The organism is Balneicella halophila, assembly GCF_003096835.1.
Classification (GTDB): domain Bacteria; phylum Bacteroidota; class Bacteroidia; order Bacteroidales; family Balneicellaceae; genus Balneicella; species Balneicella halophila.
The window spans coordinates 598,559-622,220 of sequence record NZ_QENZ01000003.1 but is presented as its reverse complement, the minus strand read 5'-3'; the positions used below and the strand labels follow the sequence as shown (position 1 = coordinate 622,220).

Annotated in this window: 18 protein-coding genes and 1 pseudogene; 5 read left to right on the top strand and 14 right to left on the bottom strand. The window is 35.9% G+C overall.

What is annotated here, in order from left to right:
- Positions 1–898 precede the first annotated feature (898 nt).
- From C7377_RS02810 to C7377_RS02775, 8 genes and pseudogenes are all read right to left on the bottom strand, one after another.
- On the bottom strand, positions 899–1,939 hold the full coding sequence (locus C7377_RS02810; protein WP_116495805.1) for a glutaminyl-peptide cyclotransferase: 1,041 nt from the start codon (positions 1,937–1,939) through the stop codon (positions 899–901).
- Between the two features lie 31 nt (positions 1,940–1,970).
- Complete coding sequence (gene cysS / locus C7377_RS02805; RefSeq protein ID WP_116495804.1) at positions 1,971–3,446, bottom strand: cysteine--tRNA ligase; 1,476 nt, start codon at positions 3,444–3,446, stop codon at positions 1,971–1,973.
- 134 nt (positions 3,447–3,580) lie between these two features.
- Positions 3,581–3,916, bottom strand: coding sequence for a T9SS type B sorting domain-containing protein (locus C7377_RS02800; protein ID WP_116495803.1), 336 nt, complete (start codon positions 3,914–3,916; stop codon positions 3,581–3,583).
- Between the two features lie 168 nt (positions 3,917–4,084).
- A pseudogene (locus tag C7377_RS09825) lies at positions 4,085–4,195 on the bottom strand (hypothetical protein); the annotation flags it as partial.
- A gap of 60 nt (positions 4,196–4,255) precedes the next feature.
- Positions 4,256–5,662 (bottom strand): Ig-like domain-containing protein, encoded by a 1,407-nt coding sequence (locus C7377_RS02790; RefSeq protein WP_116495801.1) that lies wholly within the window; start codon positions 5,660–5,662, stop codon positions 4,256–4,258.
- A 465-nt stretch (positions 5,663–6,127) separates the two neighbouring features.
- On the bottom strand, positions 6,128–7,915 hold the full coding sequence (gene lepA / locus C7377_RS02785; protein WP_116496213.1) for a translation elongation factor 4: 1,788 nt from the start codon (positions 7,913–7,915) through the stop codon (positions 6,128–6,130).
- Between the two features lie 78 nt (positions 7,916–7,993).
- Positions 7,994–9,205 (bottom strand): MlaD family protein, encoded by a 1,212-nt coding sequence (locus tag C7377_RS02780; protein ID WP_116495800.1) that lies wholly within the window; start codon positions 9,203–9,205, stop codon positions 7,994–7,996.
- 79 nt (positions 9,206–9,284) lie between these two features.
- Positions 9,285–10,340: an N-acetylmuramoyl-L-alanine amidase family protein gene (locus tag C7377_RS02775; protein WP_165806834.1), complete on the bottom strand. Its 1,056-nt coding sequence runs from the start codon at positions 10,338–10,340 to the stop codon at positions 9,285–9,287.
- Between the two features lie 258 nt (positions 10,341–10,598).
- Here C7377_RS02775 and C7377_RS02770 point away from each other — a divergent pair, with 258 nt between their 5' ends.
- Genes C7377_RS02770 through C7377_RS02755 form a run of 4 tightly spaced genes read left to right on the top strand, consistent with a single transcriptional unit; the run spans position 10,599 to position 17,666 of the window.
- Positions 10,599–13,481, top strand: coding sequence for a putative LPS assembly protein LptD (locus C7377_RS02770; RefSeq protein WP_116495798.1), 2,883 nt, complete (start codon positions 10,599–10,601; stop codon positions 13,479–13,481).
- Between the two features lie 53 nt (positions 13,482–13,534).
- Positions 13,535–13,912 carry a RidA family protein gene (locus C7377_RS02765; protein WP_116495797.1) on the top strand — a complete coding sequence of 126 codons (378 nt, stop codon included), beginning with the start codon at positions 13,535–13,537 and terminating at the stop codon, positions 13,910–13,912.
- A 10-nt stretch (positions 13,913–13,922) separates the two neighbouring features.
- Complete coding sequence (locus C7377_RS02760; RefSeq protein WP_116495796.1) at positions 13,923–15,200, top strand: cation:proton antiporter domain-containing protein; 1,278 nt, start codon at positions 13,923–13,925, stop codon at positions 15,198–15,200.
- Between the two features lie 21 nt (positions 15,201–15,221).
- A complete protein-coding gene (locus C7377_RS02755; protein WP_116495795.1) occupies positions 15,222–17,666 on the top strand; it encodes an SLBB domain-containing protein in 2,445 nt (814 codons plus the stop codon).
- A 2-nt stretch (positions 17,667–17,668) separates the two neighbouring features.
- Here C7377_RS02755 and rimO read toward each other — a convergent pair whose 3' ends face one another.
- A complete protein-coding gene (gene rimO, locus C7377_RS02750) occupies positions 17,669–18,973 on the bottom strand; it encodes a 30S ribosomal protein S12 methylthiotransferase RimO (protein ID WP_116495794.1) in 1,305 nt (434 codons plus the stop codon).
- 8 nt (positions 18,974–18,981) lie between these two features.
- Positions 18,982–19,929, bottom strand: coding sequence for a signal recognition particle-docking protein FtsY (ftsY, locus tag C7377_RS02745; protein WP_116495793.1), 948 nt, complete (start codon positions 19,927–19,929; stop codon positions 18,982–18,984).
- Positions 19,930–20,095: 166 nt separating this feature from the next.
- Here ftsY and C7377_RS02740 point away from each other — a divergent pair, with 166 nt between their 5' ends.
- Positions 20,096–20,623 (top strand): gamma carbonic anhydrase family protein, encoded by a 528-nt coding sequence (locus C7377_RS02740; RefSeq protein WP_116495792.1) that lies wholly within the window; start codon positions 20,096–20,098, stop codon positions 20,621–20,623.
- A gap of 5 nt (positions 20,624–20,628) precedes the next feature.
- Here C7377_RS02740 and pth read toward each other — a convergent pair whose 3' ends face one another.
- From pth to yihA, 4 genes are all read right to left on the bottom strand, one after another.
- The gene (gene pth, locus C7377_RS02735) at positions 20,629–21,213 is read right to left on the bottom strand and encodes an aminoacyl-tRNA hydrolase (RefSeq protein ID WP_116495791.1); all 585 of its coding nucleotides are present in this window, start codon (positions 21,211–21,213) and stop codon (positions 20,629–20,631) included.
- Between the two features lie 85 nt (positions 21,214–21,298).
- Positions 21,299–21,937: a 50S ribosomal protein L25/general stress protein Ctc gene (locus tag C7377_RS02730; protein ID WP_116495790.1), complete on the bottom strand. Its 639-nt coding sequence runs from the start codon at positions 21,935–21,937 to the stop codon at positions 21,299–21,301.
- Between the two features lie 102 nt (positions 21,938–22,039).
- Entirely contained in the window at positions 22,040–22,984 is a 945-nt protein-coding gene (locus C7377_RS02725; protein WP_116495789.1) for a ribose-phosphate diphosphokinase, read from the bottom strand.
- Between the two features lie 81 nt (positions 22,985–23,065).
- The gene (yihA, locus tag C7377_RS02720) at positions 23,066–23,662 is read right to left on the bottom strand and encodes a ribosome biogenesis GTP-binding protein YihA/YsxC (RefSeq protein ID WP_116495788.1); all 597 of its coding nucleotides are present in this window, start codon (positions 23,660–23,662) and stop codon (positions 23,066–23,068) included.

Sequence of the window (23,662 nt, the reverse complement as noted above, 5' to 3'; positions counted from 1 at the left end):
TCCGATATTTTTGATAAAGATCAAGTCACTACTTTCTATGAGAATATAATCTATATATCTAATTCTATAGAAAAGATTGGGCAAGAATGGATAAATTCAAAAGAAAATTCGAACTGGAAAGATAGCTGAGAAAATTGTATAATCGTAATACGAGGAGCGTTTGAAATTTAAAAAAATTGGTTATTAACAAAAATGTCATAACCGAAAGTATTGTCGATTTTGGGAATGAGAAAGCCAGTGCATAAAATTGGTAACTGTTGCACAACCACCTAAAAATACCAAGAGTTCATAAAAGTAACCTCATGTAAGCCTCTTTAAGTAAGGTTAATTTATTTTTAGTTGAGGAAAATTCTAAGATCAAAGAGGCTTAAAAAAGTGCTTTCACGGTTAACATAGAGCATTTTTTTAACAACAAATCAATATCCTTGCCTTTGATTTTTGTTTTTCTTTTCTTTTCTTTCTATTCATTTTGGCTTGACCCAAAACGAACTAAAAACTCAATACTGTGAAAACATAAGCTAAAACGAAACAACGTAGCCTAAAACAGGAAAGCTCGCTATGCCCAAACACTTCCTGTTTCTTTACGACTACAGCACGCCGTTTTTTAACGCTATGCTTTCAATGTCTGTCAACGCTACGTGACTATATTAATGGTAATATCACGAACTGATAATTTTTACTTTTCTATTTTAAACTTTTCACTTAGACAAATAGTAGCATGAGACTCTTCACTGCGTTCAGAAAGACAGCCCCCCCAATAAATAGCCCCGATTGGAGTGGTTATCCTTTTTTGTGGGTTGGAATGAGTGCGTGTGAAAAAAGATAGGAACGGAAAGCGGGACTTTGGTAACAAAATAGGGAAAATGTACCGCTACAAAAGCTTTTAACAGACTAATTATTATTTCTTCAACTCAACCTCGTAGATATGTTCCCAATTCTTTCCTGTAAGGAAAAACGTTTTTGTTTTAGGCTGATAAGCGATGCCGTTGAGAACATCAGACATCGGGTTGTTTTGTGCCTTTTTCTCCAAAGCAAGTAATTCGGAGCAGTCAATAATAGCCTCTACACGTCCTGTCTTTGGACTAATTGCCAATATTTCGTTAGTCATCCACACGTTAGCATAGATATAAGTGCCGTCGTACTCCAACTCATTAAGCTGCGTTTGATTTCCCCTGTCACCGACAACTGTCAGGGTCTTATAAAATTGCATCGCTTTAGGGAGGAAAAACAATAATTTATCAGATCCGTTACTCATTACTAAATTATTATCAACTGTAGTCAATCCCCAACCTTCTTTGGAATGCTTGCCGTAGTTAAAAGTACCGGTCTGCTCTAATGTTTCAGGATTGAATATAAACCCTTTCCCGGAAGTCCAAGTTATATGATAAATTTTATTGTTCCAAACGGTCGAGCCTTCTCCAAAATATTGGTCGGGCAAACGCTTTCTATTTAAAACTTTTCCATCTTCAGGGTTTATCATCATTAAGCGTGAGTGGGTTCGCTCTCCAGTTGTTTCATACAACTTATCATTATAGAAGAATAACCCTTGAGTAAACGCTTTCTCGTCATGTGGAATTTTGCGGAGAACTTTAGGCTTCCAAATATTAGGAACATGTTTCGTGGCTACCTCAAACAATAAATATTTCTTTGCTATATTTTCTCCGCTTTTAAAAGCTTTAGCAACCAATATATTTTCACCTAAAATAAGCTTATCTGATGATATATTAGCAGAATTATCTTTTACAGATATTGTGATTTCATTATTTAGCAAAAGGCTTATTGAGTCCACATTCCCAATAACATTAAGTTTAACTTCCACATTCTCATTATCCATATATTGAATGCTCTTTTTAGGACTTTCGAATTCAATAGCAGTATCTTTAGAACTGCCACAAGAAAGCAAGAAGATAAGACAAAAAGTTTGAAATATTCTGTTCATATTTAAAATTTTAAATATAAGTGGTATTCACTTATTCTTTCTCCCACTCAGCACCGTCTTTGGTATCTTTTACTATAATCCCAATCTCCTTTAATTTATCACGAATCTTATCTGCGGTAGCCCAGTCTTTTGCTGTTTTGGCATTTTGCCTCAAACTTATGACTAATTGCATCAAACCAGCTACCGTTTCATTATCAGCAGAGGCTGTTTCATCTTCTTTTTTCAAACCCAAGATATCGAACACCATCGTATGATAAAATTCCTTTAATTCTTGTAAATCATCTGCTGAAATTGTTTCTTTTTCTGCTTTTATAGAGTTAATCATCTTGACTCCGTCAAAAAGATGCGCAATAGCGATAGGGCTGTTTAAATCATCACTTAACGCTTCAAAGCATTTCTCTTGTAAACCCTTTATCTCAACTGTCGAAGCCTCTGATGACTTTAACTCACCCAGTACATCTACTGCACTCATGAGTCTCTCTAAGCCTTTCTGTGACGCCTGTAATGCTTCATTGGAGAAATTTACCGTACTGCGATAATGTGCTTGTAAAATAAAGAAGCGTATAGTCATTGGGGAATACGGTTGCTCTAGTATTTCATGCGTTCCGCTGAATAATTCATCCAAGGTGATGAAATTACCTAGCGAACGAGCCATTTTTTGCCCATTGATAGTAATCATATTGTTGTGCATCCAATATTTTACAGCTTCTTTTCCTTTGCTTGCTGTATTTTGTGCAATTTCACACTCGTGGTGCGGGAAAGTCAAATCCATGCCACCTCCGTGTATATCAAACTGCTCACCAAGATATTTTGTACTCATCGTAGAGCATTCTAAGTGCCAACCCGGAAAGCCGTCACTCCACTTAGAAGGCCAACGCATAATGTGCTCCGGTGATGCTTTTTTCCACAATGCAAAATCGAATGGATTCTTCTTTTCATCCTGACCGTCAAGTTTACGCGTATTGGTTAGCGTATCTTCTAAATTCCGCCCTGACAACTTTCCATAGTGATAATCCTTATTGTATTTCTCTACATCAAAATATACAGAACCGTTGATTTCATAAGCATATCCCTGCTCGAGTATTTCTTCAATCATTTGAATCTGCTCAATAATATGACCAGAAGCACGTGGCTCTATGCTTGGACGAATAATATTGAGTTGATCCATATTATGCTGAAAAGTATTCATATATTTTTGTACCACCTCCATAGGTTCTAACTGTTCTAAACGAGCTTTCTTTGCTATGCGATCTTCGCCAACACCTTCAACTTCATCTTCCAAATGCCCCACATCGGTAATGTTACGAACATATCTCACTTTATTTCCTAAAAATGTAAGATAGCGATACAATAAATCGAATGTAATATATGGACGAGCATGACCTAAGTGTGAGTTACTATACACTGTGGGTCCACATACGTATAAACCGACATGCCCCTCAACTAAAGGTTTAAATTCCTCTTTCTTTCGCGATAATGTATTATAAATATAAAGTGGTTTATTCATAACTGTCTACTATTTTGAACTACAAAGATAAACTTTTATCAAAAGTAATCATTTATATTATTGACAGCAACCAAATAAGACAGGGCTACTCATTAAGAGCAACCCTGACATTATCTAATCTAAATATTGATTATCTACTTATCTTCTTCACTTAGAATATATAAGTAACCAGTCTTGTCATTAAAGCCTTCCACTTTCAAAATATAGAAGTAAGTACCTGCTGGCAATAGCTTGTCATCTTTGAAATCTATACTGTTATCAGATTCCCCACGAAAGCGTTCTGAGTCTAACATATAGTTTTCTTTCTCATACACTTTTGCTCCCCATCTGTTGAAGACAATTACCTTATTTCTTAGAATTTCATCACCTACTAAGCATTTTTCATAATACGTTTTCAGATCTTCTAAGTTCCACTCATCATTCTTACCATCATTATTTTGTGATATGATTTGTGGTATATTGTCCATCATCGTTTGTTGCAATTTCGTACATTCACAATCAGGTCCAAAAGCATTTGGATAACATGGATCAATAATATCAGGTACTCCATCTCCATTTTCATCAGTTGGCTCGTCTAATGTTTCATCAGATTCATCAGCATTTGAAGTTCCATCTCCATCAGCATCTTCATCTCCGTCGGAGACTCCATCACCATCAGTATCAGGATTAAATGGATCTGTTCCAATGATATCTTCATCAGCATCACTGACTCCGTCATTGTCATCATCAGGATCTTCATTATTTGGAATTCCATCACCATCAAAATCACACTCTGGTCTTGTTGGATCAATATCACAAGGATCTTCAGGCTACTGTACTGTTCCTGTAACTTCATCACTCGGATCTTTACCTGGATCTGTTTGCGTTGCTGTTACAGTTTCTCCTGGTGTTAAATCTTCTCCATCCGGTACATCTACCTCCCAATTTCCATCTTCATCTACTGTTGTTGTGACAACGCCTCCGTCTGGGAAGGTTACCACAATCTCTGAACCTGGATTTCCTCCTCCTGTTACTGTATCATCTCCCTCTGTTGGATCATCTATCGTTGGTTCATCTGACTTACAATCTTTATTTGTTATTTGATTCACTGTAAACTCAAATGCATCACTTATACAATTATGCGTAGTTGCTGTAATTGAATACGTAGTACCTACAGTATAATCTGTAAAGGCTCCTGTAGTAATATCAATTCTCGCTCCATCAGAAGGTTGGATGTTGAATTTAAACTTTTCTCCTGCATAAGCACTCATATCAATAGTAAATGTACCGCTAACATTATCACAACTTGGCTGCACAGCAGTGCTTAATGTAGGTGTAGCAGGCAAATCTTTCACTGTTAATTTTGCTGCATTAGTATAGCCACCACAAGTATTAGCAGAATTATTATAGAAGATGCGATAAAGGTTGTTATTCATATCAGCTGTTACAGATGGGATGCTTACGTCTAGAGTAAAAACACTTATTTCGTCAGTTCCTGATTGACCAGCAACATCTGTCCACGTGCTTCCGGAATCTGCAGATACTTGTAACTGGTAATCATAGGTAGTAATAAAGTCACTACTCACACTTATAGTTGCTGTAAATGTAGCTTCACTTCCTTCGCAAACTGTTTGATTTTGAAGATCATTAGCAACTGTAAAGCTTGCTGATTCTTGTGAACCACCTACAATTTGACTTATAGGTTGTGAGTTATTTAAAGGAATACCATCAGTAGTTACACAATCTGTACCTCCGCATAAGTTTTCAGTTACAATATCATTATTGCCATCGTTTACAATTCCGGTTGCTTTTGCCAAGTTACTTCTGATTGGGTCTGTCTCATCATTCGTTCCTCCTTCAATAGCATCTGGACATTCATCGTTATCTGAATCTAAATCTAAATAATTTGGTATTCCATCATCAGCAGTATCACAATATAATACCACAGCAAAAGATGCACCTTGTGTATCATCATTACCTGTTAACCGTGAAGCATAGGTATTAATAACAATATTTTTACCACTTGTACTAAATATAGCATTCCTGTTGTTCATACTATTATCAGCACTATATGAATTAACATATTCTATCATATGAGTACCTTCTCCAAGAATGGCATCGCTGTCTCCTGCTGTACCTCCTAATTCTTCAAAAAGAGCAAAAGGCGTACCCGATGTTTTAAAAATTAAGTCTTCACTAATACCTGTAAAGTCGTTACTAGTTGTTTGAGCATCCATTATTAATACCTAAAAATTTAAATTTAATGCAAACATAACATATAGATTGTAAGCTAACTAACTAATTGTATGGGATGTTTTCGGTCGTCAGTGGAATAAATCCTCTTGCCTCTCTGCTCCTTCGGCTTTGCTCAGGATAAATTGTAGGAAGAGTCTCACGCTACTATTTTCACGTAGTGATAAGACAAAGACAGCGAGATTTTCTTCATAGCATTCAGAAAGACAAGAAATAAAAGAAAAGCTAATTTTTTCGAATGAATTTTCGTTAGCTATCGCTATCGAAACCGCATCGCCATTGCAAAATTCCCTACATGGATTCAGTAATCTTTCAGCCAACTCCTTTACCTATTCTTGTAAAAAGAGTTTTAGCAACGTTGTTACTTCCCGTAAATCACTTATGAGAGAACTTACATTACGAATAAAGAGTAATGTGGGGCATCACTTTCGTAACTATGCAAATAAAGCTTAATCTAATTTCAATACAGCTAAAAATGCTTTTTGTGGGACTTCTACATTGCCGACTTGCTTCATGCGTTTCTTCCCTTTTTTCTGCTTCTCCAGCAACTTACGCTTACGGGTAATGTCTCCACCATAACACTTAGCAGTTACGTCTTTACGGACAGCCTTCACCGTTTCACGAGCGATAACTTTCGCACCAATAGCTGCCTGTATTGCAATATCAAATTGTTGACGTGGGATAAGCTCCTTTAATTTCTCACACATTCTGCGACCAAAACTATACGCATTGTCAAAATGAATCAAAGTAGAGAGTGCATCAACACTTTCACCATTCAATAGTATATCTAATTTAATAAGATTTGCATTCCGATAGCCAATGGTATAATAATCAAAAGAAGCATAACCTTTAGAGATGCTTTTTAATTTATCATAAAAGTCAAAAACAATTTCACCCAATGGTAATTCGAAGGTGAGTTCAACCCGATCGCTTGTGAGGTAGTGCTGATTTTTTAATACGCCACGCTTACTTAGGCATAATGTCATAACTTGTCCAATAAAATCAGCTCTGGTAATGATTTGCGCTTTGATGTAAGGCTCCTCGATGTAATCCAACTCATTAGGCCCCGGCATATCTGAGGGATTGTGCATCTCAAAAGTATCACCTTTTTTGGTGTGTGCAATGTACATAACGTTTGGCACGGTAGTGATTACACTCATATCAAACTCTCTATCTAAGCGTTCTTGGATAATCTCCATATGCAACATTCCTAAAAATCCACAACGGAAACCAAAACCTAAAGCTAGAGATGACTCAGGCTCAAAAGTAAGGGAAGCATCATTTAACTGTAATTTTTCAATAGAGGCACGTAAATCTTCATAATCCTCAGCATCGATTGGATAAATACCTGCATATACCATAGGTTTTACTTCTTCAAAACCTTCAATGGCTTTTTCACAAGGTCTTTCCAGATGCGTCACGGTATCACCCACTTTTACCTCAGACGAAGTTTTTATTCCAGATATAATATAGCCCACGTCGCCAGTGCGAAGCACTTTGCGTGGCTCCTGTATGAGTCGTAACACCCCAATTTCATCAGCAGTGTATTCTTTCCCTGTATTTACGAACTTGACTTTATCACCTTTGTGTATTTCTCCGTTGATGACTCGTATGTAAGCGATGATTCCTCTAAATGAATTAAATTCTGAATCGAAAATGAGTGCTTGTAAAGGCGCTTTAGTATCACCTGTTGGTGACGGTACTTTTTCTACAATGGCTTCCAATATTTTTTGTACTCCGAGACCTGTCTTTCCACTCGCCTCTATGATATCGTCCTCTTCACAACCAATTAAATCGATAATTTGTTCGCGAACCTCTTCCGGCATGGCATTGGGCATATCCATTTTATTCATCACCGGGATAATTTCCAAATCATTTTCCATTGCAAGGTAGAGATTGGAGATGGTTTGCGCTTGTATTCCTTGAGTAGCATCAACAATGAGTAAGGCTCCTTCACAGGCCGCAATAGAACGAGACACCTCATAAGAAAAATCGACGTGCCCTGGAGTGTCTATGAGGTTGAGCGTATACTTTTTACCATTTTGCTTATAATCCATCTGAATAGCGTGACTTTTTATAGTAATTCCACGCTCACGCTCTAAATCCATATTGTCGAGCACCTGTTCTTTTTGGTCTCTCTCAGAAACAGTCTCAGTGATTTCTAACAGGCGATCTGCCAAGGTACTTTTGCCATGATCAATATGCGCAATTATGCAAAAATTTCTTATCTCGTTCATCGTCATACTCCTATCTTTTCGTATTTCAGCTACTTACTAACTAAAGTATCGTCATTTTTGAAGATGCAAAGATATCAATTACTGCTTATCCTCAATAATAAAAGCATCAGGAAAATCTTTTCGTAATTTCTTTAAGATATCCTGCAACTGTTCATAGTCTGAGGTGTAACCAATAGTATAAAGATAATCGCCTTTTTTATTTTGAATTTGCATAACATCATCACGCCCCTTAAATATCGGGTTATTCAGATTTACTGGAGTTGAGGAATGATATAATTGTATGCGATAAATTTTATCACTGCTGTTAGGACCTTGCCCCTCACAATAAACCGTACGACCTGTATTTAGTAACGAGAATTGCACATACTTTTTAGGATTCATTCTCAAGTCTGTAGTTAGGCGACCGAGACTGGCTGCCGCTGTTTCCAACTCATCATACAACTGTTTGTCATTCAGCAATGCACCAACAGTACCTTCTCCTGCTTCAATTTTTCTCACTAATCCGGTAAATTGTTTTATTGCAGTCTGTGCTTCTAATAAAGTCCCTGTGAAATCAGCTTGTGCCAAAGTGTCCGTAAATGACGACACATTCGAAAGTATGCGATTTATTCTATCCTGATTTTGATTTAGATTTTGGGTAATATCCGAAAGATTCTGCAAAATACTTCTCATATTCTGCTCTTCACCTGTCATTACTTCCTCTAAACTTCCTGTAGCATTTTTAAGATTCCGAAATGTTTTCTCCATATTTTCAATACTTGCAATAAGACTTCTTTGAGAATCCTTACCTAAAACAGCTTGGGTTGCATTTAAGATAGAATCTAATGAGCCCATCAATTCTTGGGCTTTCGCCTTCAACGGACGTACCTGTGCACTCACTTCTTCTTTGAGTCCTTTTGACATTCCTCCATCCAAAGTGTCCCCAGAAACTAGATACCCAAATTCAGCCTCAGGAGGTAAACGCAACTCTAGAGAGCGTGAACCCATTATGTCTGTTGTTATAATTTGTGCGATTGTGCCTTTAGGTATCTTATAGTCGCTTGATACAGAGAAAGAAACCATTAATAAATCTGCTCTCTCGCTTGTGAAAGCAACTTCTTGAACTTCTCCTACCTTATAACCGCGAATGGTAACCTTACTTGATTTTTTCAATCCATCTACATGGGTATAAATTGCATGGAAAATATTATCACTAAAGAAAATGTTTTTACCTTTCAGAAAATTAAATCCGAAGAAAAACAAGACTAAAGCAACTACTACAACTATTCCTGTTATGACATTCTTTTTCATAAAACTATTTTTTCGTAGGTACTATTTTGTATAAATACTTTACTAATATCTTACAAAGATAATGAAGCTATTGGATTTTTTATTTCCCGTTTAAAATTGTTCTTACCACTGAGGCCATATTTAATTCTCCTTGATGAAAGCCAACCAAATATGCATCGGAGATTTTAGCACGAGCCTCCTGCTGTAACGACAGTGCCTTAGTATAGCTCTTAGTTCGACCATAGGTATATCGATAGCCATTGCCTTTTTTATACTTGAAAATAGGAGATAGTCCTTTGAAATATGGATCATTCTCTGTCAGATTTTTTCCTGAGTAGGCTAACTGTATGGTAAAATAAGTATCATCATCTCCTATAGTTGCTTCAGTAACTTTTTCCTGACTCATGTTTTCTTTGCCTAAATCAGTAGTATGATTTTCCACAAAAGATTTATAATCTCTGAATGCATTATATATTGCATAGGCTGTTTTATCTTGACCTGTTGCAGAACAAAGATAATCTGCATCAGAACTGTTTGTGATGTATCCGGTCTCTATCAGAACTGATGGCATTCCTACCTCACGCAACACATAGAACCCAGCTTGTTTTACCCCTTTTGTATGTCGCTTAGTCTTTGTTTTTAGATGCTTATCCACAAACGAAGCCATGGTCATGCTATTATTCAAATACTGATTTTGCATCAAGCTAAAAATTATATAAGATTCTGCATCTTTAGGGTCAAACCCTGCATACTTTGTTTTGTAATCCTCCTCTTGCAACATCACTGCGTTTTCTCGCATAGCTACTTTTAAGTTGTCTTCAGAGCGATGAAGCCCCAAAACATAGACTGAAGCACCGCTCACACTTCTACTTCCGACAGCATCTACGTGTATGGAAATAAACAAATCAGCATCTGCCTTGTTGGCTACTTTTGCACGCTGATTCAGTGTTAAGTATACATCTTTTGTTCGGGTATAAATAACTTCTACATCGGAGAAATTCTTTTCAATATAATGTCCTACTTTCTTAGCTATAGCCAATGCAATCACTTTTTCATGCTGATGTTTACGTGTTCTAGCAACTGTTCCAGAGTCCTTACCACCATGCCCTGCATCGATAACAACCTTCCGGACTGCTTGTGCAAAAGAAAACTCCATAAATAAGCAACAGAACAATAGAACTATTCCGATTTTTTTATATACCATCTCCACTTACTCCGATTTTTAAATCCTCTAAAGTTTTTGCTCTTTTAACACCAAAAATCCCGCCACACGAGAAATTTTATGTAGTTTTGGCAAATATTTGTACACAAAAATACGAATTTAGCATTGTTTTTGAAAAGCGTACATATTTTCTTGCTAGTTATTGCTTGTTGTTTGACATTAATCTGTTGTTCTACAACAAACAAAAAAGCTATGACTCAAATTTCCAAGGATAAACTATCTAATATTGATAGTACCAAATTGGGAACAGACACATTAGTTGATGCAAACATAAGTATAGCACCTCCTTCAGCTCTATATTCGAGTACTGTGAGTATTGATAGCACCAAGATCGAAAATGGCGCTTTCACTCAAAACACACAACAAGTCTCTGAAACCACTAGTGATAACGATTTATCAACCAATACAACTGAACTCTCGGATGTTTATTCCAAAACTACAAGCTCACAGACCAGTACTGTATCTGTCGACACTACATTCGTCATCCCAGAAACTGGCGACCAAGACTTAAAGACAATTACTACTTCTGAGACCAATGAACTTGCTATAGATGGCTCCGCTGTTTCTAGTACCGCATCATCGACTGCAAGCTCTACTTTGAGTGCAGATTCTAACAAGAATACCAGCTTTAGCTCTCCTATTGATTATCAAGCAACAGACTCTATTAAAATAAACTTAGAGTCTGAAAAAATGCAAATGTTCAATGAATCACAAGTAAAAACCCAAGAACAACAAATAAATGCATACTATATTGAGGTAGATATCCAAAAAAATCTGGTACATGCAAACTATGGATTAGACACAGCTGATAATGAAATTGGCTATCCTGTTTTTAAGGACAGGCAAAGCGAATATGAAGTTCAAAAGATGTCTTACAATATAAAATCCAAAAAAGCGGTGGTCAAGGATATACTTACTAAAGAAGGAGAAGGCTATATACGAAGCGATGTTTCTAAACGTATTGCAGAAGACACTTTTTTCCTTAAAGACGGGCGCTATACAACTTGTGACAATCATGATCATCCACATTATTACATTAAGCTAAAGAAGGCAAAAATGATAAAGGATGATAAAGTTATCACAGGACCAGCAAATCTTGTTATTGAAGGTGTGCCCACTCCTTTAGGCTTACCTTTTGGTTTATTCCCACTGAAAAAAAGATATTCTTCTGGGATTATTATTCCTTCTTTTGGAGAGGAGAAAACAAGAGGATTTTACTTTCGTGACTTCGGCTATTATTGGGCCATAAATGACTATTATGACCTCAGGCTGAATGGTAGTATTTATACAAATGGTTCTTGGGAAGTAAATACCAACACAACCTACAAAAAAAGATATCGATATAATGGTCGATTTAATTTTTCCTACGCAATGAATCAATTTGGTGATAAAGGATTAGATGATTATAGAAAAACTAAAGACTTTTCCTTGAGGTGGACACACTCACAGGACAGTAAAGCACATCCCTATAGAACCTTGAGCGCTTCAGTAAACATTTCAACTTCTGAAAATGATTATAGAAATGCTCGCTCTATTGAAAACATTGTAAATAGTACAAAACAGTCTAGTGTCTCCTATAGTCGCAGATGGCCTGATAGTCCTTTCAACCTGAGTGTTGCTCTACAACATTCGCAAAATAGAAGAGACACAACGATTAGTCTTACTCTGCCCAATGTGAGTTTTTCTATGCAAACCCAATATCCATTCCGATCGAAAGAGAGAGTAGGAGAATTAAAGTGGTATGATATGATTAGTGTAAGCTATAATGCCAGACTCACTAACACCATTCGCACGCATGAAGATAAACTTTTTAAATCAGATCTTAAGCGTGATTGGAGAAACGGTTTCAAGCATGATATACCCATAGGCGCTTCCTATAAGCTAGCTAAAGATTTAACGTTCTCTGCCAATGTAAGATATAGTGCGGTCGCATATATAAACTCTATACGAAAAAGTTATGACCCCATGCTGGACAAGGTCGTTAATGACACTATCGACGGACTGCAGTATGCACACAATTTTACTACTAACACATCTGTCTCTTATACTCCAAAATACTTTGGTATGTATAATTTCAAGAAAGACAGCAAAGTTCAGGCAATACGCCACGTACTAAGTCCATCATTGTCGTTCAGTTATACTCCTGACCTGGGAATTGAAAATGATAGATTATTCCGTTCATTTGATAATAATGTAAGTGATGAGCTTATTCGATACAATATTTTGTCACAAGGGGTGTATGGTGTGCCACAGAAGGCTATGCAGTCTGGTTATATCAACTTTAGTTTGGATAATAATATTGAAATGAAAGTTCGCAACACAGATGATACCACTAGCAATGAAGATCTGAAAAAAATTAAGCTTCTTGAAAGTTTCCGACTTAGTACTAGCTATGATGTTTTTAGAGATTCTATGAATTTTAGCAATATTAGTTTATCAGGAAGAACTTCTCTCTTTAATAATAAAGTAAATGTACAAATGTCTGGATCCATTGATCCGTATGCTATAGATGAAGCAGGTGTACGAATTAATAAATTTGCAGGAGGTTTAGGACGCTTGACAAGCGCTGGTTTTTCTGTCGGAACTGCATTTAATGGAGATACATTTAAATCAAAAGGAACTGATAACAATACACCTCCGAATGATGTAGATGCTGTAAATGATGGGGTAATCGGTGGCGACGAGGTATTCGGAGACCTCAATGATGTTGAAACATTTAACGACATTAATGAATATGTTGATTTTGACATTCCATGGTCTGTTCGTTTAGACTACAATTTCCAATATACAAAACCAAGAGACAAAGCCAATACCTCACAATATTTAAGATTATCTGGTGATGTAAGTATAACGCCTAAATGGAAAGTTTCAGTAAGTACAGGATACGACTTTAGCCAAAGTGAAGTAACGACTACTAGCTTCTCAGTTTTTAGAGATTTACATTGTTGGGAAATGAGGTTCTCTGCAATTCCTTTTGGACAAAGACAAAGCTTCAGCTTCCATATTGGTGTTAAGTCTACTCTTTTGAAAGATTTAAAATTACAGAAAAGAGACTCATGGTACGATAATTTTTAATATTTTTGACTAAATTAACTTGAGTTCAAATTTTAGCATAAATAAAAAACTTTATGAAAAAGATTATTTCAACAGATAAAGCACCTGCAGCTGTAGGAGCATATAGCCAAGCAGTAGAAGCTAATGGTACACTTTATATCTCAGGTCAGATACCGCTAAGTCCGAAAACAGGCAAGATAGTCGATGGCGGAGTAAGGGAGCAGACCACACAGGTAATGGAAAACATAAAAGCAATACTTTCGGAGGCTGGTTATAGTTTTGATGATGTCGTTAAGTCCACTTGTTTATTAAGCGATATTGTCAATTTCAAAGATTTCAATGATATTTATGCTTCATACTACACTGAAAACCCTCCAGCTAGAGCTGCTTTTGCTGTTAAAGATTTACCGATGGGTGTATTAGTAGAAATTGAAACTATTGCTGTAAAATAAAGATTGTTTTATGCACGGATCTGATTATTACATTATTATTGTTGCTTCACTAATCGTTATTGCATCCTACTTCTTTAATGGGATAAGCAAGCGAACGGGTATTCCTAGCGTCCTTTTATTAATCGCACTAGGGATAATATTAAAATATGTTGCTCCAATTCTCGGTTTGTCAAATTTTGATGTAATGCCATATTTAGGGATATTGGGCACCGTAGGTTTAATACTTATTGTCCTTGAGGCAGCTTTAGACTTAAAGATTCGGAAAAACAAGAAGAAACTCATAACCAACTCATTCCTTGTTGCCTTGCTGGGAATTGTTATTAATGCTGTTTTTTTGGCATTCCTCATCCAATGGGTTGTTGGAGGTATCACATTTTCAGTCGGACTCATTTATGCAATTCCAATCTCAATAATGAGTAGTGCCATTGTAATTCCAAGTGTAGCAGACTTAGAAGATGAAAAAAAAGAATTCATGATATACGAGAGTACCTTTTCCGACATATTAGGTATCATGATATTCTACGCAGCTAGAGATAATATTAATGCAACGAGTTTTGCAGAAGCGAGTTGGTCAATAGGAAGTAATCTGGTATTGACTTTAATAGTATCGGTTGTTGCATCTTATTTAATTTTATTGATATTCCATCGATTAAAAGGAGAAGTAAAACTCTTTCTCCTTATCGCTATATTGATGCTTTTTACTTCGGTAGGAAAACTTTTTCATCTGTCAACACTACTCCTTATCTTAATTTTTGGACTGATGCTCAGAAATCAATTTCTACTGCCTAAATTTATTCGTAAACAAATAGAAAACGATGATTTTGTAGAGGTGTTTTCAAACTTTAACCTCATTACACTAGAAAGCTCCTTCATTTTAAGAACTTTCTTTTTTGTCGTTTTTGGATTTAGTATCACTTTAGCTTCAATTTTTACTGCACAGGTTTGGATTATTAGTCTTTTTGCTTTATTGCTTTTATATGGTAGTCGCTTTATGCTTTTAAGAATCTTTGTCAGTAAAGATGTTATACCTGAGTTATACATTTCACCTAGAGGTTTAATTTCGATTCTTTTATTCTTCTCTATACCTGAAGAATATGCTCTATTTGATTTCGAGACGGGAACCCTTCTTTTTATGATTATTGCTACAAGTTTGATTATGGCAGGTGCATTAATAAAGTATAAAAAAGGACCCAAAGCACCTGATGTTGAAAAGGATGACATAGCAGTTTCGCCTGTTGTTGATGAAAGCCCGTTACCATCACCTGATGAAATAGAGAAAACAGAATAAACGATCTAAATATAAAATATAATGAGAAAATTATCATTATTCATTACTTTACTCTTACTCTTACTTAGCCCTCTTCACGTAAAAGCCCAAGGAATATTTAACCTAAACCATTCCAACCTACAATCCATCGAAGAAGTTTCCGATTCTCAAATTGAGAAACTTGTTTCACAAATGGAGGAAAACGGCTTATCACTTGACGAAGTATTAAATATAGCTAGAACTAAAGGTGCAACGCAAACACAACTAAGAGATTTAGAGGCTAGAATAAAAGATTTTCTTGAAAAGAAGGAAGAGGAACAAAATGAAAAACAGTTACTTGAAGGTTCTAATACCATAGATGCTATTATTGACTCAACATTATTTTCTCAAAAAGTTAATATAGACTCGCTAGATATAGAGAAGCAACCCTTCGGCTTTCAATTTTTCAATACGGAGAACCTTAATTTTGCTTCCAATCTAAACACCCCTCTGTCTGAGGATTATATTATTGGTGTCGGTGATAACATTCATATTAATGTATATGGGGTTTCCCAACGTGATTATGCCTTACAAGTAGGAAAAAACAGAGCCATAAATATTCCTAACATAGGTCCAGTTTATATAGGTGGATTATCAATAGCAGAAGCTAAAAAATTAATAAAAACGCGCCTTTCCTCTATTTATAATGGAATGCAGGGAAATCACCCAAATACGTTTGTCTCTATAAATGTTGTTGATATTTCAGGAATTAATGTTAATGTTATTGGAGAAGCAAACAGACCTGGCACCTATACATTACCTGCTACAGCTAACGTATTTAATGCATTATATTTAGCTGGTGGTCCAGGAGCTAATGGTTCTTTTAGAGAAATTGACATTGTCCGTGACGGAAAAACAGTTGCAACCACTGATGTATACCACTACTTAATAAATGGTGATACACGTGGTAATATTCAGCTTAGAAACAATGATGTTATCCTAATAAAGCCTTATTTACACAGAGTTTTTGTTGAAGGTGCGTTTAAGCGTCAAGGGATTTTTGAGGCAAAACCTGGCGAAACAGTAGCAGATGTGATTCGTTTTGCAGGAGGATTTACTGCAAATGCATACAACAAACAGGTTAGTCTAACAAGAAATAATTCTCGCACGCTTAGTTTCAAAACTATAACTGCAGAACAGTATGAATCTACTCCAATTTTAAATGGTGACCAAATTGAATCAGGAAAAGTTGTTGAACTTTATGAGAATAGAGTTTCAATATCAGGAGCCGTATACAGACCTGGAAACTATGAGCTAACAGATGGACTTACATTGAAGCAACTCATAGAAAATGCCGAAGGTCTTAGAGATGATGCTTTCGTAGAAAGAGCGATCATAACTCGCAAACTAGACAATCTTGAATTAAAAACAATTTCGTTTTCTGTTAAGGATATACTCGAAGGAAAAGAAAATATCACACTTCGTAAAGAAGATAATGTAATTATATCATCTATTTTTGATATGCGTGAAGATCGCACTGTTGAGATTGTTGGTGCTGTACAGTCTCCAGGAACTTTTTCATACTCAGAAAATATGACAGTTCAGGATTTAATTTTTCTAGCTGGCGGATTTAAAGAAAAAGCCTCCATTTCTAACATTGAAATTGCAAGAAGACTAAACTACGATGAGGCAGAAGAGTATTCAGACAATTTGATTCATACTTATACTATATCAGTAGATAGAAACTTACAGTTGATTTCAGAAGATAAAGACATGGTCTTAATGCCATTTGATCACGTATATGTTAGAAATGCACCAGGATTAAATCAAGGACAGGGCAGTGTAACTATAAATGGAGAGGTAAAGTACACAGGAAGTTATAGTATTTCTAATAAACAGGAACGTATTTCTGATATAATTGAGCGTGCAGGTGGATTAACTCCTGAAGCTTATATTCAAGGCATTTCATTACAACGAAGAGAAATACTTTCTGATGCTCAATATCAATCCAAAGTAAAAATTGCAGAGCAAGATTCTACAATGAATGTAAAAGAAATAACAAGAGAAGAATATAAAACAGTTGCTATAAACCTCAAAGACATTATGTCTGATAAAAGAAGTGGTACAGATTTGATGTTGCAAGATGGAGACCAAATCTTTGTTCCTGCAAAAATGCAAACTATAGCAATAAAAGGAGCTGTTTTAAACGAAGTATCTTTAACATACGACAAAAAACTGAGTGCTTATGACTATATTCGTTTGAGTGGTGGTTTCGCTAACAATGCAAAGAAAAATAAAGTTTATGTGGTTTATCCTAATGGAGAAGCACATGCTACGCGATGTTTCATTTTTAGAAATTCTCCAAAGGTTGTACCTGGAGCTGAAATTATTGTTCCTGAAAAACCACAGATTGACAGAACAGGACAGGCCCAGCGTTGGATTGGTATCGGAAGTGGAATTGCAGGAATTGCAGCCTCTTTAGCTGCAATAATTAGCATCACAAAATAGAACTATACTAAACGTCCAAATAATTCAAAAGCATTAGCAGAAGTGATTTTAACAGTATAGAATTCACCCACGTTAATGCTTTTCTCTTTTTTTATGAATACTTCTGGATCAACTTCTGGGGAGTCATATTCCGTACGACCCACAAAATAATTTTTATCTTCCTTATCAATAATAACCTTTAGATGCTTGCCTACAAAACTATTCGCTATTTCCTCAGCAATTTGTTCTTGGAGTTCCATAAGTTCATCTAAACGTTGCATTTTCACTTGTGAAGGTATAATATCTTCATATTTATCATACGCATAAGTTCCTTCCTCATTTGAATAAGCAAAAGCACCCATACGCTCAAAGCGCATTTTTCGTACAAAATTCATTAAATTCTCAAAGTCTTTTTCCGTTTCACCAGGATGTCCGACCATTAAGGTCGTTCTAATTGCAATTCCCGGTACCTCTTCCCTTATCCTTTCAATCAGTCGTTCTGTTTTCTCAAGAGTAATTCCTCTACGCATCATTTTCAACATATTATCACTAGAATGTTGTAGCGCGATATCTAGATAATTACAAATTTTTTCATGTTTTGCCATTAAAGGTAGAATATCGTAGGGAAAAGCGGTTGGATAAGCGTAATGGAGTTTTATCCATTCTATACCATCTATCCTAACTAACTCTTCAAGTAAGTCAGCTAAGCTCTGCTTGCCATAAATATCCAGACCATAAGATGACAAATCTTGTGCTATTACAAGAAGTTCTTTTACCCCTTTCTGTGCTAACAATTCAGCTTCTTGAACGAGAGCTTCTATAGTTTTAGAGGTGTGTTTTCCAGTCATAGAAGGGATAGCGCAAAAAGAACATTTTCTATCACAACCTTCAGAAATCTTTAAATATGCGTAATGACTAGGTGTAGTCAACATTCGAATTCCTAAAATATCCTGCTTGTAATTTTTACCTAAACGTGTAACAATATCCTTACCTTGGAATTTTCCGAAAAAAGCATCTACTTCTGGAAGCTCTTTAAGCATTTCATCTTTGTATTTCTCTGTCATGCATCCCATTACAAAGACTTGCTTGGTCATTCCTCTTTTCTTTGCCTCAATGCACTGTAAAATCGTATTAACAGACTCTTCCTTAGCATCTCCGATAAAACCACATGTATTTACAATTAAAGTGTCAGCATTAAGGTTTTCATCATCGCAGACTACCTCATAATCATTAGCTAACAATTGACCCATTAATAATTCGCTGTCCACCAAGTTTTTGGAACAACCTAAACTAATTAGGTTTATCCTTTCTTTTTTTTCAACCTGCATATTTGAGTTTAAATAGAAAATAAAGAATCGACAAATTCTTCCCGATTGAATACCTGTAAATCTTCTACACCTTCCCCGATTCCAATGTATTTTACGGGAACTTGAAATTGATCTGAGACACCAATAACTACTCCCCCTTTTGCAGTGCCATCTAACTTAGTAATGGCTAGAGCATTCACTTCCGTTGCTTTGGTAAATTGCTTAGCTTGTTCAAATGCATTTTGTCCAGTAGAACCATCAAGTACAAGTAATATTTCGTGAGGAGCAGCAGGAACAACCTTTTGCATCACACGTTTTATTTTAGTCAATTCATTCATTAAATTCACATTGTTATGTAAACGACCTGCTGTGTCTATTATTACAACATCTGCTTGGTCATTCTTTGCCTTACTCAAGGTGTCAAACGCAACAGAAGCTGGATCAGATCCGGTCTTCTGTTTTACTAAAGGCACATCAGCGCGTTCAGCCCAAGCTTCCAGTTGCTCAATCGCCGCAGCTCTAAATGTATCAGCGGCACCAATCACAACCTTTTTTCCGTCCTTCTTCAATTGATAGGATATCTTCCCTATAGTTGTTGTTTTACCAACTCCGTTGATTCCTACAACCATTATTACATAAGGATCTCCTTTCCCATCTAAACTATAATCTACTTTTAAAGGATTCTCAGCCAAAAGTCCGACTATTTCTTCTTGCAACAACTTTTGCAATTCACTAGTTCCGACGTATTTGTCTTTTGCAACTCGTTCTGTAATTCTATCAATTATTTTTAAGGTAGTATCAACACCTACATCAGACGAAATTAATACTTCCTCTAAGTTATCTAAAACAGCATCATCAATCGTACTTTTCCCGGCAACAGCCCGAGAAAGTTTGGAGAAAACGCTCTCTTTTGTCTTTTCTAAGCCTTTATCTAAATTTTCTTTTTCTTTCTTCTTAAACAGTCCAAATAATGCCATGATTATCAATAAATAAGTAGTTAAGTTACTCTATAGCATTTTGCCATAATCCATACAAAAGTATAAAAATAAAAGGACATCTTCTGTTTATTGGTAAACATACAAAACTATCGTATTTTTGTACTTGAAATAACAAGGTTAAAATTAGACTAAAAATTTATAAAATATGGCATTAGTAAGAAAAGTAAAAGGAATTTCTCCCCAGTTTGGTAAGAATTGTTTTCTCGCAGAAAATGCTACAGTCCTTGGTGATGTAGTTATGGGAAATGATTGTAGTATTTGGTACGGAGCTGTCATCCGTGGTGATGTACACAGCATCAGACTTGGAAATAATGTAAACGTTCAAGACAATGCAACGATACATGCTACATATAAAAAATCTCCAACCAATATTGGTAATAATGTTTCAATCGCACACAACGCTATAGTGCATGGTTGCACAATTCATGATAATGTACTTATAGGCATGAATGCTGTTGTCTTAGATGACGCAGTGGTAGAAAGTAACAGCATCATAGCTGCAGGTGCCGTAGTGACTAAGGGAACGGTAGTGAAGTCAGGAAGTGTATTTGCGGGAACTCCTGCAAAAAAAATAAAAGAGTTGAGCCCGGATTTGTTAGAAGGTGAGATCAATAGAATTGCAAACAGTTATAGTATGTATGCTAGTTGGTACACCGAAGATGAAGAAAAATAATTATTTTATTCTTCCTCTTTGGGTAAATAATCTTTGTTAAAAGTATTCATAGTGCGTGAAGCACCTATTGTCCCAAAAGAGCGAATAACTTCAATACATTTATCTATGAGCAAGGGCAAATGTTCTTGCTCTTGTTTTTCCCACTTACCAAGTACATAATCGACCTGATGTCCACGAGAAAAACTGTCTCCTATTCCAAACCTTAATCTTGCATAGTTTTGATTTCCTAATACTGCATTAATATCTTTCAAGCCATTATGCCCGGCATCGCTACCTTTCAGCTTTAAACGTAATGTTCCAAACGGCAAGGCTAAATCATCAACAATAATAAGTAAATTGCTTTGAGGAATTTTTTCTTTTTGTAGCCAATAGTTAACAGCCTTACCACTAAGGTTCACAAATGTATTAGGTTTCAACAGTTCATAAATACGTCCTTTAAATCGATATTGTGCACGTGCACCGTATCGTTCTGATTTAAATTCTAATCCTGCTTTTTCTGCAAGAGTATCCAAGACTTCAAAACCAATATTGTGACGAGTATTCATATACTCATAACCAATATTCCCAATGCCAACAACTAGATATTTCATACTACAAATATATAACTAAAAAGAAACCCTCTACAGAGCAAACTGTGAGGGAATCTTATTTTTTTAAAATATAAAAGTTGAAATGCTATTCAGCAGCTTCTTCTTTATTCTCTTCTCCTTCTCCAGAAGACTCTTCTTCATCCTCATCTTCATCATCGAAATCATCATCTGCAGATTTTGCAGCTCTTGTTAATTTCACTTGAGCGACAACGGCTTTTGGAGAGTTTACCAATTCAATATTATCAAACTCTAAATCTTCAACTAAAATACTCTTTCCTAAAGTAAGATTCGTAACGTTCACAGTTAGCACATCAGGAAGATTTTCCATCAATGCTTTTACTCTTAATTTGCGTGTTGATAAATGTAATTTACCACCAGCTTTTACACCTTTTGCTAGACCTTCAGTTTTTACTGGCACTTCAATAACAATAGGATTTTTAGTATCTACACGGGCAAAATCCACATGAAGAATTTCATCAGAAACTGGATGAAACTGAACATCTTTTACAATAGCAGTTTCCTCTTTCCCATCAATGGAAAGATTAACGATGTAGGAATTTGGAGTGTAAATTAATTTTGTAAAGCTCTTAGCCTCAGCTACAAAATGTACATTGTCTCCTTTTCCATAAACAACACAAGGTACTTTACCTTCTGCGCGAAATGCCTTTGCGGCTTTTTTTCCAGTAGTCTCTCTAGACTCACCGGCTAAATCAAATGTTTTCATAATTTTTTAAAATTAAAATGTGCTACTCAAATTCGTCCACAACCATTGCGGAGAATTCCCATTACACTGCGGTAATGAAAACGAGGGTGCAAAGATAATCAATTATTCTAAAAATCCTTTACTAATTGATCGACTTTGGTGTACATTTAAAATTGCATTCCCGAAAAGCTCTGCTGCAGAAAGGATTTTGATCTTAGAATTCTTCTTTCTTAAAGGTATTGAGTCTGTAAAGATGACTTCCTCCAATGCTGAATTTTCTATGCGCTCGTGAGCTTGCCCAGAAAGCACCGGATGTGTTGCCACGGCTCTCACTGTCTTTGCTCCTTTTTCTTTTAGCATTTCTGCGGCCTTTACAATAGTCCCGGCAGTATCAATCATATCATCAACAATGACTACGTTTTTACCTTCGACCTCACCTATGACTTTCATATCACTTACCACATTGGCTTTTAGTCTTGACTTATGGCAAATAGCCATTTCGGCATCCAAAAACTTAGCATACACATTTGCACGTTTAGAACCTCCCATGTCAGGAGATGCTATGAGTAAATCAGGTAAATTTAGATTTCTGATATATGGCACTATCATACTTGATGCATATAAATGATCCACTGGCACATCAATAAATCCCTGTATTTGAGGAGCATGCAAGTCCATTGTCATAATTCTATCTACCCCGGCAGCCTGTAAAAGATTAGCTACCATTTTTGCTCCAATCGCTACACGTGGTTTGTCTTTTCGGTCTTGACGCGCATAACCGTAATAAGGAATTACAGCTATAACTTTGTATGCAGATGCACGCTTTGCTGCATCTATCATCAAAAGCAACTCCATAATGTTTTCAGCAGGAGAAAACGTTGATTGTACAATAAATACATTATCACCACGTACAGACTCTTCAAAATAAGGCTGTATTTCACCGTCGCTAAAGCGTTGTAAGGTAGATTTTCCAACAGAAAGTCCAATGCTCTTAGCTATTCCCTCTGCAAAATATTCTGAAGCTGTTCCTGAAAAAATTTTAAGTTTCGTTGACGTAGATAGTTTCATTGTTTTTAGGTTGTTAGATTTTGATACAAAAGTACCGCTTTTATATTTTTTTACGAAGTTATTTAAGAGATATAATTACATTTAGATTTGTTTTAAAATAGTATCTAAATAATCTAATATTTCGTCACGCCCCTCTCGTTTCGTGGATGAAGAAGTAAAATATGGAGGCATATCTTCCCAAACTTTCAACATTTCTTGACGATATGTTTCTATATTTTTTAGTAATGCCCCTTTTGACAGTTTATCTGTTTTTGTAAAAATGATTGAAAATGGAATTTGAGATTCTCCTAACCACTCCATAAACTCTAAATCTATTTGTTGTGGGCTATGCCTGCTATCTATCAAAACAAATATATTCGTCAAATTTTCTCTTCCTAAAATATAGTTTTCGATAATCGCCTTCAATTTCTTTCGAGGTTTCTCAGGCATCTTAGCATAACCATAACCAGGTAAATCAACCAAATACCATTCGTCATTTATAATGAAATGATTGATTAACTGAGTTTTCCCAGGAGTAGATGACGTTTTTGCCAGACTTTTACGCTCTGTCAGCATATTAATCAGAGATGATTTTCCTACGTTAGACCGACCGATGAAGGCAAACTCAGGAAGATTTGGTTCAGGACATAAATGCACCTTACTATTACTCATTAAAAATTCTGCGCTCTTAATATTCAT

Excerpts from the sequence above, each read along its gene's own strand:
- C7377_RS02755 (WP_116495795.1), top strand. The coding sequence starts at position 15,222 with ATGAGAAAATTATCATTATTCATTACTTTACTCTTACTCTTACTTAGC.
- C7377_RS02790 (WP_116495801.1), bottom strand. The coding sequence starts at position 5,662 with ATGGATGCTCAAACAACTAGTAACGACTTTACAGGTATTAGTGAAGAC.
- C7377_RS02810 (WP_116495805.1), bottom strand. The coding sequence starts at position 1,939 with ATGAACAGAATATTTCAAACTTTTTGTCTTATCTTCTTGCTTTCTTGT.
- C7377_RS02740 (WP_116495792.1), top strand. The coding sequence starts at position 20,096 with ATGGCATTAGTAAGAAAAGTAAAAGGAATTTCTCCCCAGTTTGGTAAG.
- C7377_RS02775 (WP_165806834.1), bottom strand. The coding sequence starts at position 10,340 with ATGGAGTTTTCTTTTGCACAAGCAGTCCGGAAGGTTGTTATCGATGCA.
- lepA (WP_116496213.1), bottom strand. The coding sequence starts at position 7,915 with ATGAACGAGATAAGAAATTTTTGCATAATTGCGCATATTGATCATGGC.
- rimO (WP_116495794.1), bottom strand. The coding sequence starts at position 18,973 with ATGCAGGTTGAAAAAAAAGAAAGGATAAACCTAATTAGTTTAGGTTGT.
- ftsY (WP_116495793.1), bottom strand. The coding sequence starts at position 19,929 with ATGGCATTATTTGGACTGTTTAAGAAGAAAGAAAAAGAAAATTTAGAT.
- C7377_RS02730 (WP_116495790.1), bottom strand. The coding sequence starts at position 21,937 with ATGAAAACATTTGATTTAGCCGGTGAGTCTAGAGAGACTACTGGAAAA.
- C7377_RS02800 (WP_116495803.1), bottom strand. The coding sequence starts at position 3,916 with ATGATGGACAATATACCACAAATCATATCACAAAATAATGATGGTAAG.
- C7377_RS02760 (WP_116495796.1), top strand. The coding sequence starts at position 13,923 with ATGCACGGATCTGATTATTACATTATTATTGTTGCTTCACTAATCGTT.
- C7377_RS02765 (WP_116495797.1), top strand. The coding sequence starts at position 13,535 with ATGAAAAAGATTATTTCAACAGATAAAGCACCTGCAGCTGTAGGAGCA.
- C7377_RS02725 (WP_116495789.1), bottom strand. The coding sequence starts at position 22,984 with ATGAAACTATCTACGTCAACGAAACTTAAAATTTTTTCAGGAACAGCT.
- pth (WP_116495791.1), bottom strand. The coding sequence starts at position 21,213 with ATGAAATATCTAGTTGTTGGCATTGGGAATATTGGTTATGAGTATATG.
- C7377_RS02770 (WP_116495798.1), top strand. The coding sequence starts at position 10,599 with ATGACTCAAATTTCCAAGGATAAACTATCTAATATTGATAGTACCAAA.
- cysS (WP_116495804.1), bottom strand. The coding sequence starts at position 3,446 with ATGAATAAACCACTTTATATTTATAATACATTATCGCGAAAGAAAGAG.
- yihA (WP_116495788.1), bottom strand. The coding sequence starts at position 23,662 with ATGAATATTAAGAGCGCAGAATTTTTAATGAGTAATAGTAAGGTGCAT.
- C7377_RS02780 (WP_116495800.1), bottom strand. The coding sequence starts at position 9,205 with ATGAAAAAGAATGTCATAACAGGAATAGTTGTAGTAGTTGCTTTAGTC.